The 17,044-nt window shown below is 74.0% G+C and carries 17 protein-coding genes; 6 read left to right on the forward strand and 11 right to left on the reverse strand.

The window, feature by feature from the left end:
• Positions 1 to 77: 77 nt before the first annotated feature.
• The 8 genes from ABD332_RS33380 to ABD332_RS33415 are packed head-to-tail and all read right to left on the reverse strand — an operon-like array spanning position 78 to position 7,002.
• Positions 78 to 1,538, reverse strand: coding sequence for a phytoene desaturase family protein (locus ABD332_RS33380; RefSeq protein ID WP_344506319.1), 1,461 nt, complete (start codon positions 1,536 to 1,538; stop codon positions 78 to 80).
• 40 nt (positions 1,539 to 1,578) lie between these two features.
• Positions 1,579 to 2,727 carry a glycosyltransferase family 2 protein gene (locus ABD332_RS33385; protein ID WP_344506320.1) on the reverse strand — a complete coding sequence of 383 codons (1,149 nt, stop codon included), beginning with the start codon at positions 2,725 to 2,727 and terminating at the stop codon, positions 1,579 to 1,581.
• Entirely contained in the window at positions 2,709 to 3,449 is a 741-nt protein-coding gene (locus ABD332_RS33390; RefSeq protein WP_344506321.1) for a carotenoid biosynthesis protein, read from the reverse strand. Before ABD332_RS33390 ends, ABD332_RS33385 begins: the two co-directional genes overlap by 19 nt.
• Positions 3,446 to 3,982: a GNAT family N-acetyltransferase gene (locus tag ABD332_RS33395; protein ID WP_344506322.1), complete on the reverse strand. Its 537-nt coding sequence runs from the start codon at positions 3,980 to 3,982 to the stop codon at positions 3,446 to 3,448. Before ABD332_RS33395 ends, ABD332_RS33390 begins: the two co-directional genes overlap by 4 nt.
• Positions 3,979 to 4,647: a monooxygenase gene (locus ABD332_RS33400; protein WP_344506323.1), complete on the reverse strand. Its 669-nt coding sequence runs from the start codon at positions 4,645 to 4,647 to the stop codon at positions 3,979 to 3,981. The genes ABD332_RS33395 and ABD332_RS33400 overlap by 4 nt, the downstream gene beginning before the upstream one ends.
• Entirely contained in the window at positions 4,644 to 5,132 is a 489-nt protein-coding gene (locus tag ABD332_RS33405; protein WP_344506324.1) for a YbaK/EbsC family protein, read from the reverse strand. The genes ABD332_RS33400 and ABD332_RS33405 overlap by 4 nt, the downstream gene beginning before the upstream one ends.
• Before the next feature lie 10 nt (positions 5,133 to 5,142).
• A complete protein-coding gene (locus tag ABD332_RS33410) occupies positions 5,143 to 6,087 on the reverse strand; it encodes an EamA family transporter (protein ID WP_344506325.1) in 945 nt (314 codons plus the stop codon).
• A 42-nt stretch (positions 6,088 to 6,129) separates the two neighbouring features.
• The gene (locus ABD332_RS33415; RefSeq protein WP_344506326.1) at positions 6,130 to 7,002 is read right to left on the reverse strand and encodes a class I SAM-dependent methyltransferase; all 873 of its coding nucleotides are present in this window, start codon (positions 7,000 to 7,002) and stop codon (positions 6,130 to 6,132) included.
• 47 nt (positions 7,003 to 7,049) lie between these two features.
• On the opposite strand from ABD332_RS33415, the gene ABD332_RS33420 reads away from it, so the two are divergent.
• Positions 7,050 to 7,610: a helix-turn-helix domain-containing protein gene (locus tag ABD332_RS33420; RefSeq protein WP_344506327.1), complete on the forward strand. Its 561-nt coding sequence runs from the start codon at positions 7,050 to 7,052 to the stop codon at positions 7,608 to 7,610.
• A 175-nt stretch (positions 7,611 to 7,785) separates the two neighbouring features.
• On the opposite strand, the gene ABD332_RS33425 is transcribed toward ABD332_RS33420, so the two are convergent.
• Positions 7,786 to 7,914, reverse strand: coding sequence for a hypothetical protein (locus ABD332_RS33425; protein ID WP_344506328.1), 129 nt, complete (start codon positions 7,912 to 7,914; stop codon positions 7,786 to 7,788).
• A gap of 102 nt (positions 7,915 to 8,016) precedes the next feature.
• Here ABD332_RS33425 and ABD332_RS33430 point away from each other — a divergent pair, with 102 nt between their 5' ends.
• The 4 genes from ABD332_RS33430 to ABD332_RS33445 all read left to right on the forward strand — a co-directional run bounded on the left by ABD332_RS33430 (position 8,017) and on the right by ABD332_RS33445 (position 15,904).
• Positions 8,017 to 8,550: an SAV_6107 family HEPN domain-containing protein gene (locus ABD332_RS33430; protein WP_344506329.1), complete on the forward strand. Its 534-nt coding sequence runs from the start codon at positions 8,017 to 8,019 to the stop codon at positions 8,548 to 8,550.
• Between the two features lie 1,804 nt (positions 8,551 to 10,354).
• Entirely contained in the window at positions 10,355 to 11,041 is a 687-nt protein-coding gene (locus ABD332_RS33435; protein WP_425552334.1) for a hypothetical protein, read from the forward strand.
• Position 11,042: 1 nt separating this feature from the next.
• A complete protein-coding gene (locus ABD332_RS33440; RefSeq protein WP_344506330.1) occupies positions 11,043 to 12,581 on the forward strand; it encodes a DNA polymerase Y family protein in 1,539 nt (512 codons plus the stop codon).
• A complete protein-coding gene (locus ABD332_RS33445; RefSeq protein WP_344506331.1) occupies positions 12,581 to 15,904 on the forward strand; it encodes an error-prone DNA polymerase in 3,324 nt (1,107 codons plus the stop codon). The genes ABD332_RS33440 and ABD332_RS33445 overlap by 1 nt, the downstream gene beginning before the upstream one ends.
• Positions 15,905 to 15,908: 4 nt before the next feature.
• Here the strand turns inward: ABD332_RS33445 and ABD332_RS33450 are convergent, their stop codons facing one another.
• Positions 15,909 to 16,307, reverse strand: a complete 399-nt coding sequence (locus ABD332_RS33450; protein ID WP_344506332.1) for a hypothetical protein — start codon at positions 16,305 to 16,307, stop codon at positions 15,909 to 15,911.
• Positions 16,300 to 16,665, reverse strand: a complete 366-nt coding sequence (locus ABD332_RS33455; protein ID WP_344506333.1) for a hypothetical protein — start codon at positions 16,663 to 16,665, stop codon at positions 16,300 to 16,302. The genes ABD332_RS33450 and ABD332_RS33455 overlap by 8 nt, the downstream gene beginning before the upstream one ends.
• Positions 16,666 to 16,837: 172 nt before the next feature.
• Here ABD332_RS33455 and ABD332_RS33460 point away from each other — a divergent pair.
• The coding region (locus ABD332_RS33460) for a hypothetical protein (RefSeq protein ID WP_344506334.1) at positions 16,838 to 17,044 on the forward strand (207 nt) is incomplete at its 3' end.

Below are 17,044 nucleotides of genomic sequence, written 5' to 3' on the forward strand. Positions count from 1 at the left end.
TGGCGTCAGGCGGACCACGAAACAGGCGCGAGGCGGGGGCGGAAACGGGCGCCACGCGGAGGTGCGGAAACAGGGCGCTAGGCGGGGCCGATGCGGTCGGCGACGATCTTGGCGGACAGCATGACCAGGGGTAGGCCGCCGCCGGGGTGGACGGAGCCGCCGACCAGGAACAGGTCGCGGACGGTGCCGCGGGTCGGGGGGCGGAGGAGGCCGGTGAGGCCGTGGCTGGCGGTGCCGTAGATGGCGCCGCCGGGGGAGCGGGTCGAGGCTTCGAGGTCGGCGGGGGTGAGTACGTCGCGGAAGAGGAGGCGGTCGCGGGGGTCGGCGCCGCGGGACGCGAGGATCGACAGGACGCGGTCGGCGTAGCCGTCGGCGACGCCGGGGGCACGCCAGTCGAACTCGCCGTGCGGCGGGGCGTTGACCAGGACGAACCACGCCTCGTGGCCGGTGGGGCGGGCGGTGGGGTCGTCGGCCGAGGTGACGAAGACGGCGGGGTCTGCCGGGGGGTGGGCGGGCGAGCCGAAGATCGCGTCGAACTCGGCGTCGTAGTCGCGGGGGAAGAACACGGTGTGGTGCGCGAGCTGTGGCGTCGTGCCGTGGACGCCGAGCAGCAGGACGAACCCGCCGAGGCTGCGCCGGGTCAGGCGGGCCGCGCGGCGTGGGGTGGGGAGCAGGTCGCGGTAGAGGTGGAGCGCGTCGGCGTTGGCGACGACGAGGTCGGAGCGGACGGTGGCGCCGCCGGTGAGGACGACGCCGGCGGCTCGCGGGCCTTCGACGAGGACGGACTCGACGGGGGTGCCGAGGTGGACGGTGACGCCGAGCGCGGCGCACCGGGCGAGCAGCGCGTCGGCGAGCGTGCCGAGGCCGCCGCGGAGGTACCAGCCGCCGAACGCCAGCTCCGCGTAGGGGATCGCGAGCAGCGCGGCGGGTGCGCGGCGGGGGTCGGCGCCGGTGTACGTGGCGTAACGGTCCAGCAGCATCCGCAGGCGGGGGTCGCGCAGGTGCCGGCGGCCCAGGCCGCGCAGCGTCTGGCCGGGTGCGATCGCGGCCAGGTCGCGCAGCCGCCACGCCAGGCCGGCGAGCTGCAGCGGGCTGTCGACGGGCGCGGTGAGGACGTGCCGCCACGAGGTCTCCCAGACGCGGGCGGCGCGCTGCCACAGGCGCCGCCAGTCGGCGGCGGCGTCCGCGCCGAACGCGGCCGCGATCCGGTCCTCGAATCCGGCCCCCGCGCAGGAGTCGAGGGTCGTGCCGTCGGGGAAGTGGTGTCGTACCAGCGGATCCAGCGCGACCAGGTCCAGCTCGGGGGCGGGGCCGCCGGTCTGCGCGAACAGCTCCGCCGCGACCTGCGGCAGGGTGAACAGGCTCGGGCCGGTGTCGAAGCGGAAGGTGCCGGCGGCGGTGACCCGTTCGTGCCGGCCGAGCTTGCCGCCGGCGGTGGTGGCCTGCTCGAACACGGTGACCTTGTGGCCGGCCGCGGCGAGCCGGGCCGCTGTCGCGAGGCCGCCGACGCCGGCGCCGATGACGGTCACGGTTGCCATGCCGGGCGACCTTTCCAAGAGACGCGGCCGCCGGTGACGGTCACGGTTGCCATGTCGGGCGGCCCTTCCAGGAGACGCGGCCGCGGCGGCGGTAGGAGCGCAGGACCAGCCACGCGAACAGCAGCACGGACACGGGATGGGCGAGGGCGTCGGGCCAGGCGCGGCCGCCGGTCGTCCGGGCGCTGACGACCCGCCCGGCGACGCCGAGGAGGTAGCCGGCGAGCCCCTGCCAGCATCCGGCGAGGACGGTGAGGGGCAGCAGGACGTACAGGCCGAGCAGCAGCGACACGACGGCCGTGGCGCCGGCGGGGGAGCCGAACGACGCCCACAGCGACTTGCTGTAGCCGTCGACGACCTCGCGCCATGAGGTGTACATGCGGCACGTGGCCAGGTCGGAGCCGTCGGCGAGCGCGATCCGGCCGCCGGTGCGCTTCACCGCGCGGGCCAGCTCGATGTCTTCGAGGACCTTGTCGCGGACTGCGGCGTGCCCGCCGGCGCGGTCGTAGGCGGCCCGGGTGACCAGCAGGAACTGCCCGCCGGCCGCGGCGAGCGACGGGCGGGGGGAGCGTTCCATCGCGCGCAACGGCAGGAACGTCAGCCACGACCACTGCAGCAGTGGCTGGACGAGCCGCTCGCCCGGACTGCCCGCGATGATGCGTGGGTACGGGCTGAGCAGCCCCACCCCCGCGTCGCCGAGCAGCGTGGCGGCCGCTTCGACGGCGTCGGGGGCCAGGATCACGTCGGCGTCGAGGAACACCAGCAGGTCGGCGTCGCCGGCGAGCCCGGCCGCGTCGGCGAGCTGCTGGCACGCGTGCGGCTTGCCGAGCCAGCCGGCCGGCAGCGGCCTGCCCGCCAGGAGCGTGACGCGGTCGCCGCAGACGGACCGGACGAGGTCGGCGGTGCCGTCGGTGGAGCCGTCGTCGAGGACCAGGATCCTGGGCGCGCCGCGCAGCGCCAGCAACGCCCGCAGACACGGCTCGACCCGCGCCGCCTCGTCCCGCAGCGGCAGCAGTACCGCGACCCGGCCCGCACCCGAAGCGCCGGCCACAGAAGCAGCGTCACCAGCCGCGGCGCCCGGCGCACGACGAGAGCCCGCACGGGGAGAGCGCAGCAGGCGCGCGTTGACCACGGTGTGCGCGGTCAGCGCGAACACGAGCAGCACCAGCAGGGTCAGGACCGCGCCCGCCACAGCGTCACCGCCAAGGGGACCGCGACCAGCCCCATCCCCAGAGCGCCCCACGCCGCCGACGCGGGCATGCCGAGGAACGCCGCGTGCGCGAGGACACTCGAGGCGTACGTCCACAGGTACAGCGCATACATCGGCCGGTCGTCGGTGCCGGGCGCGTCGGGTAACCAGAGCGTGAGCGCCGCTGCCAGTACCGACGCGACCACCAGCCAACCGAGATAGTTGGTGAGCGGGATGCCGGGGACTCCGGGCAGCGCGGCGCCGGGGGAGGACCAGTGCCAGTGGCCCTCGGCGACCATCTGCGGGTCGAGGAAGAGGTCCCAGGTCGCCAGGCCCAGCCCCGCGATCCCGGCCCGCGCCCATCGCCGCCGGGTGAGGCGGGCCGCGGCGACCCACGCCGGCCACGCCATCCACGTCCAGGCGAGGGGGATCGTCAGCGGCACGCCCAGCAGCCTGGGCCCGAGCGAACCGGTGTAGTCGTAGTCGCCGAAGGGGTAGCCGGTGGACCGGCCGGCCGCCTCGACCGCGAACCCGCCGCCGGTGGTGACGAGGACGAGGACGGCGGCGGCGCGCGGGCCGCGGGACAGCCAGGCGTGGCCGACGGACAGCAGGTAGCCGGCGACGACGGTGGCGACGGTGAGCGCGGCCCGGGTGCCGCCGTGCACGAGCGGGTATGCGATCTCGGTGAGGACGAGCGCCGCGAGCAGCGCCCAGAGCGCTCTCACAGCGGCAGTTGCCGGCCGAGGACGGCGAACGGGCGGTCGTCGCCCGGGAAGTTGAAGTGGCGCAGGACGTCGACGAACCCGAACCGCCGGTAGAGCCGCCACGCGCGGGACGTCGCCTCCGGCGCCTCGGGGGTGGACAGCAGCACCGTCTGCTGCGGGGCCTGGGTGAGCAGGTCGTGCAGCTGCCGGGCGCCGATGCCGTGCCCCTGCGCGTGCGGCCGGACGTGCAGCTCGACGAGCTCGAAGCAGTCGCCGAGCCAGAACTTGCGGTGCTCCCGGCGCAGCGCGTTGCGCACCTGGTCGTGCCACCACTGGCCGGACGTGCCACGGTAGCCATAGCCGAAGCCGAGGAGGTTGTCCTCGTCGTCGAGGGTCGCGACGGCCTGGAACGACTCGCGCCTGGTGTGGCCGGCCACATACCCGCGGCGGGTCTGCAGGAGCTGCACCGAGTAGCCCATCGCCTCCCCGTAGACGGCGATGACGTCGTCGAGTCGCGCGAGGAGGTCCTCCCCGCGCCACCGCACGAGCCTCACGGGCGGTCCCTCCAACCGATCACCTCGCGGTCGCCGGTGACGTCCAGCACACGGAACCGGGCGAACAACTCCTCCGCATACCAGCCTTCGCGGGCCGTGCGGTCCACGACGGCGGCGTGCTCGGGCTGACGGTACGCGAAACGCACGACATCCGCCGCACTGCGCCACAGGCTGATCGTGCCCTGGAATCCTACGGGTGCCTCTCCGACGCCGAACGCGCAGATCATGCCGTCGGCGCCGGGCAGCGCGCGGGACACCGGGTCGATCGCCTTCCAGAACGCGGGCGCCTTCCTGGGCCGTAACCTGGCCCGCGTCAGCACCGCGATCATGCCGTTGTTCGCGTGTACGGGTGGCGCCGCGTCACCGCCGTCGTCGAACGGTGCCCGCCCCGCCCACGTGCCGCGGCTCGCGATCGGCTCCAGCGTGACGGCGCAGCTCGCGGTGGCGCCACGCATCGGCGGCGCCACCGAGGGGTCGCCGACGACGATCGCCGCCCAGCGGGTCAGGTCCGCCTTGCCGGCGCCGAAGTCGCTGCCCTTCCCGGTGCCGAGCAGCTTCACGAACTCCGCCCGTCGCCGCAGCGCCCGCCGGTCGGCGGCCATCCCCCAGAAGGCGAGCGGCACCGCCCGCTTCCGCACCCGCCACACGTGCAACCGGACGGTCACGCGACCTCGGCGGGGGTGCCGGCGGTGATGCGGACGAGCTCGTCATACGTGATGGGGAACACCGCCTGGGGGATGCCGCCGGCGGCCCAGATCTCGCCGAACCGCGCCAGGTCGACGTCGACGAGGGTGCGCACGGGCTTCGGGTGCCCCAGCGGCGACACGCCGCCGATGACCTGGCCGGTGTGCTCGCGGACGAACTCGGCGGTGGCGCGCTTGACCTTGCCGGTGCCGAGCAGCGCGGCGACCTTCGCGGTGTCGACGCGGTGCGCGCCGGACGTGAGGACCAGTAACGGGTCGCCGCCGGCCTCGAAGATCAACGAGTTGGCGATCTGGGCGACCTCGACCCCTACGGCGGCCGCGGCCGCGGCGGCGGTGTGGACCGGCTCGGTGAGCACCCTGACCTGGCACGGGTCGCCGGCGGCGTCGCGGGCGCCGGCGGCGTCGAGAGCGTCCTGGATGGCCTGCACGTTGGGATGAAGCTGCATGCGACCGACTCTAGTTCGGGGCACCGACAGTTTCGGGGCGGCGCTGCTCCGCCTTCGTCTGGACGCGGGCGGTCTCGGCGAGCGCGACCCCGGCGAGGATCAGGACGCCGCCGCAGATCTGCGCCGCGTTCAGGTGCTCGTGCAGGACCAGCCAGGCCACGATGGTGGCGATCACCGGCTCCGACATGCCGATGATGCCGACGCTCGTCGGCGGCAGATGCCGCATGGCGCCGGCGAGCAGCAGGTACGGCGCGATCGACCCGCCGACGACGATGTAGATCAGCAGCAGCCACACGGGCACGCCGTGGGTGGTGACCGTGGTGCGGGCGAAGTCGAAGTCCCACCACGGCCGGACCACCGAGCCGGCGAGCGCCGACACCGCGAACGCGTACGCGGTCAGCGACAGCGTGTCCCTGCTGGCGACGCCGCGGGCGCTGAGCAGGTAGTAGACGGCGAGCAGGACGGCGGCGGCGAGTGCGGCGGCGACCCCGACCGCGTCGAGGCGCAGCTCGCCCCAGATCTCCGCGACGCAGGCGAGCCCGCCGAGGCTGGCGGCGAGCCCCACCCACAGCCGGGGGCGGACCCGGTGTCCCTGGACGAAGCGGGCCCACAGCGCCACCAGTACCGGCGCGGTGTATTCGAAGAGCAGGCTGATGCCGACCGGAAGACGGCCGATCCCGACGAAATAGAGCATGGGGACGAAGAAGAAGCCGGCCAGCCCGTACGCGACGAGGATCGGCACCTCCCGTCCGGTGATCCGCAGCCGGGACGGCCGGAACGCCAGCGCGAGCGCGAACAGGCCCAGCGCCGCGCCGCCGGCCCGCAGCGTCGTGAGCTGCGGCGCGTCGATGCCGGTGCCGGCGGCGAGCTTGGCGACGGTGCCGTTGACGGCGAACAGGAAGCTGCCGGCGAGGACCATCGCGGCGCCGGTGGCGGGCCTTGGCTGGTGGGTCACCCGCAGAAGATACAGGTCAGGTGCGGGTGGGGATGACGCCCCTTACGGCGTGGCGATCCAGGCGGTTCGCCGTGCCTGCACGGTGAGGTCCGGCCGCGTCGGTACGACCTCCGCCAGCGCCTCCAGCGCGGTCAGGTCCTCGGGGCTCAGCTTCCCTTCGAGCCCTTGACGGAGGCGGCGCAGGGACGTCTGCGCGTAGCGGCCGGTGGCCTCCGGCAGCGGCGGCTCCAGGTCGATCTCGAAGCGGCGCTGCGCCTGGACGGTGAACCCGGCGGCGCGCAGCAGCGGGCCCCAGTCGGCGCCGAGGTGCGGCATGTCGCCGGCGCGCATCGCGGTGACGGCCTCGTGGCAGCGGGTCTCGAGCTCGTCGCCGGGCAGGAACCGGGGGAACGCGTCCATCTCGAACGCCACGAGGTGGCCGCCGGGGCGGATCGCGCCGCGGATGCGGGCCAGGCTGGCGACGGGGTCGGCCAGGTGGTGCAGTGAGTTGGCCGCCCACACCAGGTCGGCATCTGCGGCCTTTGTACCGTCAGCGCCCGTACTGTCGGCGCCGTCGAGGTCGGCCTCCACGGTGCGGATCCGGTCGGCGAGCCCCGCGGCGTGGGCCTTGTGCCGCAGGTACTGCAGCATCTGCGGCGACACGTCAACGGCGGTGACCGTCGCGCCGGGGAAGCGGCGGGCCAGCGCGAGGGTGCCGGCGCCGGTCCCGGCCCCCAGGTCGAGCACGGTCGCGACGTCGCCGGTCTGCTCGTGGACCCAGGCCATGACCTCGGTGAGGTGCTCGTGCAGCACCTCGGCGTCGAGGTCGAGGATGTCGGCGAGGTCCTGGTGGTCGTGCTGATGGGCATGGTTATGGGCGTGTGCCTGGCTGTGGGCGTGGCCGTGCGCGTGGCTGTGGGTGTGGTTCTGGGGCATGGCTTGACCATAGCCGCGCTTTGCTGTCGCGGCATACAATCTTGCGTATGACGCAAGACGGTGAGCTCGACGGCCTCGTTCGCAAGCGGATCCGCGGGCTGCGGGTGGCCAAGGGGTGGTCGCTCGACGACCTCGCCTCGCGCTGCTACCTGAGCCCCTCCACGCTGAGCCGGATCGAGACGGGTCACCGGCGGATCGCCCTGGACCAGCTCGCCCCGATCGCCCGCGCGCTCGGGACCACGCTGGACCAGCTCGTGGAGTCCGTCGACGACGAGGACGTGGTGATCCGCCCCCGGCGCGACGAGGCGCACGGCGTGACCACCTGGATGATGACCCGGGAGCCGGGGCCGCACGGCGTCTCCGTGGCAAAGATGCGCATCACCCGGCCGGTGCCGGAGGAGCTGCGGGTGCATCCGGGCAAGGACTGGTTCACCGTGCTGTCGGGGACCGTCGTGCTGCGGCTGGGGGAGCGGACCATCCTGGTCGAGCCGGGTCAGGCGGCCGCGTTCTCCACCATGACGCCGCACGCGTTCGGCGCCCACGACGGGCCGGCGGAGATCCTCTGCGTCTTCGACCACGACGGTCAGCGCAGTCACCTGCACGAGTGACCGTGCGAACGGATGTTCGAAAAATCTGCCCGCGTCGTGGCGACTTTCCCGGCACCCGGGTGTAGTCTTATCTCAGTCGAACGAGTGTTCGAACTGCTTCGGGAAGACGATTCGCGGCGTTCTTCCCGAGCGCGGTCCGCGACACCGCGGAGGCCGGATTTTCGCGGGTCTGGCCTCAGGTGGGGTCGCTGCTCGCCGCCCACGACCCCCGGGCGGCGGGCAGCGGCCCAGCCGGCCCGCCGGTCGGGGGTGGTGTGGGGAAGCTCCACGCCCGGCCGGCGGGGTCGCGCCGTTCGACCGTCACGTCCGCACGACCCGCGTGTCACCGCTACTCCCCCAGCGGCGGCCCGCACGCACCACAGGGACCCAGAGCGGGACCCACCGACGCACCACAGAGGGAGAGACCATGCCGGCGAACCGTTCGACCCAGCCGTCCAACGTCAGTCGATTCCCGACCGCTCCGGCCACCGCTCCGGTCACCGGCGCGGCTGGTGGTGTGTCCCGGCAGCAGCTTCCGGTTCCCGCGCACGCGCTTCCCCACCGCACGCCGCGGGAGCTGTTGACCCTCGCCCGCCGAGGCCTCGAAGAGGCGGCGGAGATCCGCACCGACGGCATGCGTTATGCCACCGCCCACCTCGCCGCGCTCCGCGCCGCCGCCGCCGTCCTCGCCGCCAGGGCCGTGCCCGCCGCGCCGGGCCGCCGCAGCAAGGTGACGAGCGTCTGGTCGCTGCTGGTGCTTGTCGCGCCCGAGCTGAGCGACTGGGCGGCCTATTTCGCCGCCGGCGCCAGCAAGCGCTCCGCCGCGGAGGCGGGCATCCCGCGGGTGGTCACCGCCCGGGAGGCCGACGACCTCATGCGCTCCGCGGAGCAGTTCATCGCCGTGGTCGAGGTCGGACTCGGCTTCTCGTATCAGCCCAGGCTCGAGGGCCTCGCCAGCTGACCCGCGGCCGTGCCAGGACAGCGCCGCCGGACCAGGCAGCCACCGCTCGGCCCACCGTCCGGCCTGTCCGGTCTCGGCGGATCAGCCGGCCCGGTCGGATCAGCCGGCCCGGCGGGACCAGCCGGACCACCCGGACCGCCGGGACCAGTCGCTCCGCCGAGACCGATCAGCCCGCCGAGGCCGGTCGACCCGCTTCGACCGCCGGGACCGCCTGGATCACCCGGACCGCTTGGACCGGCCGATCCGCTTCGACCACCCGGATCATCTGGACCACCGGATCATCTGGACCACCGGATCGCCTGGACCACCGGACCGCCTGGACCACTTGGGCTGACCGGGTTGCTCAGGAACGGCCGGAGTGAAGAGGCAGACCGGTCGGCCTGATCGGCCGGGATGGTTGTGCTGTTCGGTCGGTGGGGTTTCCGGTGGGTGATCGCCCGCCTTCGTCGTTTCCTTTGCAACTGGCCACGGATGGCCTCGGTACGCCCACGCCCAGCCGGTTCCGAAGTGGAGGCGGCTCGGCACGGCGTCGAAGAACCCGGTGAAGCCTTGAACCACGACTCCCTTGAGCTGCGGCGTTCGGTCCGCGGGCCGCAGGTCTCGACGCTCGGCGTTCATGCCACGGGTGCCGGGTCGCCGGGTCGGTCGCGTCCGCCGTCGTGGTGCCCGGGACCCCTGCTGCCCGGGCCCGGCATGGTCCGGTCCGCCACCGCGCCGCGCGGTCGCGGCCGGTTGCCGGTCGGCGGCGGGTTCGGGGCTGCGTCCTCGCGTGGTCGAGGGTTGCCGGGGTGTGCGTCCGGTCGGGCCGCAGCGCCGCCGGTCGGGACGGCGAGGGGGTTCGGATGCCGGACCGGCTGGGACGACGCTCCGGACGACGAACGTTGCGGGACCGGCTTGATCGAAGGAGGAATCTGGCTGCCGGCATCGCCGGATCTGGCCTTCGATCATGGTGAGACCGGTGGACTGGGCGGCGGTGGACAAGGTGAACGGGCCGCCTGTCCGGGTCGTGCCGGTCGCGGTGCCGGGTCGGTGCTGAGCGGAGGCGTGGAGTGGTGCTCCGCGATCTTCCGAAGGGTGGCGATGTATCGCGTGACATCTGTGGCGCGGCGGGTGCACTGACCTGGGACAGCGGGTCGTGGGACCGGCTCGGGTCAGGGGCTGGCAGGGCAGTGGGGACAGCGTCGTGTCAGGGGCGCCGGAGCGGTGGGCCGGGTGCGGCGGGGGAGAACGGTTCGACAGTGGGGGAGCAGGTGCCGTGGCTGGCACGTCGGCTTCGGCGGCCGCCGGGTCCTATGACGCACGCGTCGATGGCGACGTCGTGAACGGGGCTGCGGGCGCGAGCGACGCTGCCCTCCGGCGGGGGCTGCAGTCCGTCCCCGCCCTCGACGCCGACGCCGCGGTCGAGACAGCTCCGGAGGCGCAGGGTGCCCATGGCGTCCGCGAGGCGCGCGCCGGCGGGTCGGCCGGGCAGCTGCGGGTGGTCGGAGAGCGGCGAGGCGACGGCGAGGAAGCCGGGCGGAAGCTGGCCGGGCTGATCAGAGCGGGTGTGGTGCGTCCGGCCAGCGAGCACGCCACCGGGAGCGGGCGGGGGTCGGTCGGGACGGGGGTGGCGCGGTCTGCCAGTGAGCACGCCACCGGGAGCGGGCGGGAGCTGGTCGAAGCGGCCGACGTCGACGCCGCGGTCGAGGTGGCTCCGGAGGCGCAGGGTGCCCATGGCGTCCGCGAGGTGCGCGCCGGCGGGGCGGCCGGGCAGCTGCGGGTGGTCGGGGAGCGGCGAGGCGACGCAGAGACGGCCGGGCGGGGGCTGGCCGGGCTGGTCGGGGCGGGGGTGGTGCGTCCGGCCAGTGAGCACGCGGCGGGGGCGGGGGTCGGGAGCGGGAAGGTGCTGCCGGTGCTGGCGGGGCTGCGGGCGTTGCTGCCGGGTGGGGGGCTGCGGCGGGGGGCGACGATCGCGGTGCAGACGTCGTCGGTGCTGCTGGCGTTGCTGGCGGCGGCGAGCCGGGCCGGGTCGTGGTGTGCGGTGGTGGGGATGCCGTCGCTGAATCCGGTGGCGGCGGCGGAGATGGGGGTGGTGCTGGAGCGGCTGGCGCTGGTGCCGGACCCGGGAGCCGAGTGGGCGAGCATCGTCGCCGCGTTGCTGGACGGGGTGGACATCGTGGTGGCGGCGGTGCCGGGGGCGGTCGCGCCGGCGGTGGCGGGGCGGCTGGCGGCGCGGGCCAGGCAGCGGGGCAGCGTGCTCATGCCGGCCGGGGTGTGGGCCGGCGCGGACGTGACGGTGGCGCCGGTCCAGCAGACCTGGGGCGGGCTCGGCGAAGGGCGGGGGCGGCTGCGCTGCCGGGAGCTGACGATCCAGGCCCGCGGCCGGGGAGCGGCGAGCGCCGCGCGCGAGGTGACGCTGTGGCTGCCGGCGCTGGAAGGGCCGCTGCCGCCCGTCCGCGACGCGAAGATGCCGCGCACCGCCCCCGCCGCCGGCCTGCGAAGGGTCGGCTGACATGGCGCCGGCGGAGCAGGCGACGCGGACGATGGTGATCTGGTGCCCCGACTGGCCGGTGGTGGCGGCGGAGATCGTGGACGGGTACCCGGCGCAGCAGCCGGTGGCGGTGCTGCACGCGAACAGGGTCCTGGCCACGTCGCCGGCGGCGCGGGAGGAAGGGGTACGGCGGGGACTGCGGAAACGGGAGGCGCAGGGGCGGTGCCCGCACCTGATCGTGCTGGAGCACGACCCGGGGCGGGACATGCGGGCGTTCGAGCCGGTGCTCGCGGCGGTCGAGGAGGTCGCGCCGGGGGTGGAGACGCTGCGGCCGGGGGCGTGCGCGCTCGCGGCCAGGGGACCCTCGCGGTTCTACGGAGGTGAGGCCCAGGCGGCCGAGCGGCTCGTGGAGCAGATCGCGCAGCGGTGCGACGTGGAGGCGCAGGTCGGGGTCGCCGAGGGGACGTTCGCGGCGGGGCTGGCCGCGCGGGCCGGGGTGCTCGTGCCGCCGGGGGAGACGCCGGGGTTCCTCGCGGACCTGAGCATCAGCGCGCTCGGCCGGCCGCAGCTGGCCGACCTGCTGCGGCGGCTCGGGATCCACACGCTCAAGGAGTTCGCGGCGCTGCCGGGGCCGGACGTGCTGGCGCGGTTCGGGTTCGACGCGGCGCTCGCGCACCGGCTCGCCGGCGGGCGGGACGAGCGGCCGCTCGCGCCCCGGCAGCCGCCGCCGGACCTGGACGTGACGGAGACGTTCGACGAGCCGGTCGAGCGGGTCGACGCCGCCGCGTTCGCGGCCCGGGGCCTCGCCGAGCGGCTGCACGAAGGGCTCCAGCGGCACGGGCTCGCCTGCACGCGGCTCGGGATCGAGGCGGTCACCGTCACGGGACAGGAGCTGCTGCGGACATGGCGGCACGACGGGCTGCTGAGCGTCAACGCGATCGCCGACCGGGTCCGCTGGCAGCTCGACGGCTGGCTCAAGAGCAGGCACACCCCGACCGGGGGGATCGCGCGGCTGCGGCTCGTCCCCGAAGGGGTGCTGGAGCACCTCGGGCTCCAGCCGGGGCTGTGGGGCGAGGCCGGCGACGAACGCGACCGCGCCCACCGGGCCCTCACCCGCGTCCAGGGGCTCCTCGGCCCCGACGCGGTCCTCACCGCGGTCCTCGACGGCGGGCGCGCCGACAGCAGCCGGATCCGGCTCGTGGCGTTCGGCGACGAACGGGTCGCGCGGGGCACCGACGCGCCGTGGCCGGGGCGGCTGCCGTCACCGTCGCCGGCGACCGTGTACCGGGAGCCGCCGCCCGCCGCCGTCACCGACAAGGACGGGCAGCCGGTGCGGGTCAGCGGGCGCCTGGAGCTCAGCGGCGCCCCGGCGCACATCCAGATCGGCGGGGAACCGCAGCAGGTGATCGCGTGGGCCGGGCCGTGGCCGGTCGACGAACGCTGGTGGGACGACGAGGGAGCCAGCCGCCGCGTCCGGTTCCAGCTCCGGCTCGCCGACGAGCGGGCGGTCCTGGCCGTCCTCGAGGACGGCGCCTGGCGGGTGGAAGGACTCTACGACTGATGGGATTCAGCAACCCCGACATCCCCTGGCGGGAGTTCGAACGGAGACTGACGGGCAGGAAGGGTGATTACCACCCCGACGTCCTCGCCGCCGACGACGGCGACGGCGGTGACTCGCCGGCGTGGACCCGCAAACGCGAGGCGTACACGGCGCCCCCGCTGGAACGGCCCACCGACGCGGTCCCGTACGCCGAGCTGCACTGCCACACCAACTTCAGCTTCCTCGACGGGGCCAGCCACCCCGAGGAGCTCGCCGAGACCGCGGCCCGCCTCGGCCTGGAAGCCGTCGCGATCACCGACCACGACGGCTTCTACGGCGTCGTCCGGTTCGCGGAGGCGGCCAGGGAGCTCGACATCCGGACCGTGTTCGGCGCGGAGCTGTCGCTGGGGCTGCCCGGCCCGCAGAACGGCGAACCCGACCCGCTCGGCCGGCACCTGCTCGTCCTGGCGCGCGGCCCGCAGGGGTACGCGCGGCTCGCCCGCACCATCAGCGAGGCCCACTTCCGGGGTGGCGAGAAAGGCCGGCCGGTCTATGACCTGGAGGAGACCGCGGCGACCCTCAAGGACCACGCGCTGGTCCTCACCGGCTGCCGGAAAGGCCACGTCCCGGCGGCACTCCTGGAGCACGGTCCGGAACAAGCGGCGCGGGAACTGGACCGGCTCGTCACGCTGTTCGGCCCCGAATCGGTGGCGGTGGAGCTGACGTCGCACGGCGGACCGGACGACGACGAACGCAACGACGCCCTCGCCGACCTCGCCGCCGCGAGGAACCTGCCGACGGTCGCGACGAACAACGTCCACTACGCGACCCCGGGCCGCCGCCGGCTGGCGACCGCGCTCGCCGCCGTCCGCGCCCGGCGCAGCCTCGACGACATCGACGGCTGGCTGCCCGCCGCCGGCACCGCCCACCTGCGCGGCGGCGCGGAGATGGCGGCCCGGTTCGCGGCCTGGCCCGGCGCCGTCGCCAGGGCCGCCGCGTACGGGCGGGAGCTCGCGTTCGACCTGCAGCTCGTCGCGCCGCGGCTGCCGGACTACCCGGTGCCGCGGCCCGGCATGTCGGAGATGGACTGGCTGCGGCACCTGACGATGACGAAAGCCGCCGACCGCTACCGCGGCAACGCGAAAGCGCACGCGCAGCTGGAGCACGAGCTGGCCCTGATCGAAGAGCTGAACTTCCCCGGCTATTTCCTCGTCGTGTACGACATCGTCACGTTCTGCAAGGAGAACAACATCTACTGCCAGGGCCGCGGATCCGCGGCGAACTCGGCGGTCTGTTTCGCGCTCGGCATCACCAACGTCGACGCCGTCAAATGGGGGCTGCTGTTCGAGCGGTTCCTTTCCCCGGAACGCGACGGGCCACCCGACATCGACATCGACATCGAGTCCGATCAGCGGGAAAAAGTCATCCAGCACGTGTACGAGAAGTACGGCCGGCACTACACCGCGCAGGTCGCGAACGTCATCTCGTACCGGCCGAAATCCGCGGTCCGGGACATGGCGAAAGCGTTCGGGCACTCGCCGGGGCAGCAGGACGCGTGGAGCCGGCAGGTCGAACGGTGGGGCGACGTGAGCACCGCCGACGTCGACGACATCCCGCCGCCGGTCCTCGACTACGCCAACGAGCTGCAGACCTTCCCGCGGCACCTCGGCATCCACTCCGGCGGCATGGTCATCTGCGACCGGCCCGTCATCGAGGTGTGCCCCGTCGAACACGCGAGGATGGAGGGCCGCACCGTCCTGCAATGGGACAAGGACGACTGCGCGGCCGCCGGGCTCGTCAAGTTCGACCTGCTCGGCCTCGGCATGCTGTCGGCGCTGCGCTACGCGTTCGAGATGATCGGCGGCGAGCTCGACATCTCCCTCATGCCGCTGGACGACCCCGAGGTCTACGACATGCTGTGCCGGGCCGACTCCGTCGGGGTGTTCCAGGTGGAGAGCCGCGCGCAGATGGCGACCCTGCCACGGCTCAAACCCCGCGAGTTCTACGACCTGGTCGTCGAGGTCGCGCTGATCCGCCCCGGCCCGATCCAGGGCGGTTCGGTCCACCCGTACATCCGCCGCAAGAACAAACAGGAGCAGGTCACCTATCCGCATCCGCTGCTGGAACCGTCGCTGCGCAAGACCCTCGGCGTGCCGCTCTTCCAGGAACAGCTGATGCAGATGGCGATCGACGTCGCCGGGTTCACCCCCGCCGAATCCGACGAGCTGCGTCGCGCCATGGGGTCGAAACGGTCGATGGAGCGCATGCGTCGCATCCGTCAGCGCCTGTACGAAGGAATGGCCCGCAACGGGATCGCCGGCCCGCTCGCCGACGAGCTGTTCGACAAGCTGTCGGCGTTCGCGAACTACGGTTTCCCGGAAAGCCACGCGATGAGCTTCGCCTATCTCGTGTACGCGAGCGCCTGGCTGAAGCGCTACCACCCCGCGGCGTTCTGCGCGGCGCTGCTCAACGCGCAGCCGATGGGGTTCTACTCGCCGCAGTCGCTCGTCGACGACGCCCGCCGGCACGGCGTCAGCGTCCGCCGCCCCGACGTCAACCTCAGCGACGCCCAGGCCACCCTGGAGGCGCCCCTGCCGTCGGAGGTTCCTGTGGACGGGCCCGCAGGCTGGGGGCGGGGCGGGCCGGTCGTGCGGCTCGGGCTGTCCGCGGTCCGGTCCCTCGGCACCGCCGTCGCCGAGCGGATCGAGGCGGAGCGCGCCGGCGGCGGGCCGTTCACGTCGATGAGCGACCTCGCCCGGCGGGCCGGCCTCACCACCCCGCACCTGGAGGCCCTCGCCACCGCGGACGCGTTCGCCGGGCTGGGGCTCAGCCGGCGGGAGGCGCTGTGGGCGGCGGGCGCGGCCGCGCGGGAGACGGAAGGGCGGCTGCCCGGCACGACCGGCGGCCTCGAGGCGCCGATGCTGCCCGGGATGGACGCCGTGGAACGCATGATCGCCGACGTGTGGGCGACCGGCCTGGCGCCGGACGCGCACCCGGCGCAGTTCGCGCGCGACTACCTCGACCGGATCGGCGCGCTCTGCGTGGAGCGGCTGCACACCGTCGAGCACGGGCGCAGGGTCTCCGTCGGCGGGATCGTCACGCACCGCCAACGCCCCGCGACCGCGGCCGGGGTCACGTTCATCAACCTGGAGGACGAGACGGGGATGCTCAACGTCACCTGCACGCCGGGGCTCTGGCAGCGGTACCGGAGAGTCGCCCGGACCGCGAACGCCATGGTCGTCCGCGGCGTCCTCGAGAAGGTCGAGGGCGTGCTCAACCTGCGGGCCGACCACCTGGCGGCGCTGAGCCTGCCGATCCGGTCGGCGTCCCGCGACTTCCGGTGACGTTTTACGCGGCTGGTTTGCCCGCTTTGGCCCGCAACAGCCACCACAGGCCGACGATTGGCAGGACGAGGGGGACGTAGCCGTACCCCTGGCCGTAGTCGGACCAGACGGTGGCGTCCGGGAACGCCGCGCCGTCCACCACGCTGAGCGTGCCGACGGTGAGGACGCCGAGCAGCTCGAACCCGCAGGCGGCGAGCGCGACCCGGCGGGCGCCGCGGGCCAGGGCGACGGTCGCGACGATGTAGACGGCCGCGGCGAGCGCCGACAGCGTGTACGCGAGGGGCGCGTCGCCGAACTTCGTCGCGATCTGCACGCTCGCGCGGGCGGACGCGGCGAGCGCGAACACGCCGTAGATCGCGACGAGGACCCGGCCGGGCCCCTTGTGGATGGTGTCCTCAGCCATTCCAGATCTGTCCGAGTCGCAGGATGAGCACCGGCACGATGACGGCGGCGCTGCCGATGAGCAGGGAACCCCAGCGGGTCGGCTCCATCCTGGCGAGGACGGCGCCGGCGGGCGGCAGGAGCACCGCCGTCAGCATGTACCCGACGAGGGTGACGACCTCGCCGCCCTCCTCGGGGCCTTGCCCGCGGGCGAGCCCGATGCCGAGCGCGACGACCTGCGCCAGCACGAGCAGCCCGACGACGCCCAGCCCCTGGAACAGCGGGCGGGTCGGCTCGCGGTGCCGGAAGAACTCGACGAACGCCCAGGCGGCGAGGGCGAGCGACAGCACGTACACGGCGACTGCCAGAGGCCCGATCACGGCCGACAGCGTAATCCGGCGCGCCCGGAGCGCCTGCCCCGGGCTGGGACTGTCGCCTACCTGGCACTGTGCTGGGCGGTGGCACGTTTCGGGGATTCAATGCTTTTCGAGAACGCCTAACGTCTTGGGTGACAGCAAGGCAACACGGACATCAGCGAGCTGGGGGATTGACATGAGCGAGTGGGACAGCGGCGACAGCGGCGACCACGGGTACGACGGCGGCACCGACTACGGTCACGTGGAGACCGGTCAGGACCACGAGTCGCTGAACCAGCTGCACGAGGTGAACGCGGCTGACAACAACTACGACTCGAACTTCGGCGTGTACGAGCAGGACTCCGCGTCGGCCGAGTCGACGTCGTTCGACCAGGGTCACCAC

Origin of the sequence: Dactylosporangium maewongense (genome assembly GCF_039531485.1) — a bacterium.
Taxonomy (GTDB): domain Bacteria; phylum Actinomycetota; class Actinomycetes; order Mycobacteriales; family Micromonosporaceae; genus Dactylosporangium; species Dactylosporangium maewongense.